Source organism: Vibrio sp. 970, from assembly GCF_033339075.1.
In genome coordinates this window covers 1-591 of the sequence record NZ_JAWOTW010000561.1, presented here as the reverse complement: position 1 = coordinate 591, position 591 = coordinate 1, and the positions used below count along the sequence as shown (strand labels likewise).

Below are 591 nucleotides of genomic sequence, written 5' to 3'. Positions count from 1 at the left end.
GGTAATACACAGGTTCAAAGTTTTTCGCGCCGAGTTGGTTACCCACTAAAACCGCAGCCGCGTTCGATAGGCCAATCATCATAGCGAGAGCAATCGACTCAACGGGCGTCATCACCGACAACGCTGCCAAACCTTGCACGCCTGCTTGTCCCATGATCGCGTGGTAAGCAAACAGCCCTCCAGCCCAAGCGAGAAAGTTGAACGTCGTGGGTAAAGATAAGCTAAGAAAACGAGTGATTTTGTCCAACACTAAGCTGGCACGAATATCGCCCCAACCAAAGGCGATAATGTGTTTTTTCAACCACAAATAACCAAATAAGCAACCAACTTCAATGGCTCCACTGATCACCGTTGCAATTGCTGCACCGGTAATACCAAGGGCAGGAAAGCCTAGGTGACCGAAAATCAACACCCAGTTTAAAAACACGTTAGAGAGAATACCGATGCCGCTAAAGAAAGTACTCAACCCTGGTTGATGCATAGCACGTAATCCCACCGCCATACTGGCAACACACGCCACTGCGAACATACTGGCTGATGAAATTACCAAGTAGCTTGACCCAAGCTCAATCACCTCTTGGGAATCCGTGG

The 591-nt window shown here is 48.7% G+C and carries 1 protein-coding gene; it reads right to left on the bottom strand.

All coding sequences use genetic code 11. The features are described 5' to 3' along the window. Positions 1 to 591: MATE family efflux transporter (locus tag R7Q11_RS27870; protein ID WP_263857218.1), on the bottom strand; the 591-nt coding region annotated here is incomplete at both ends.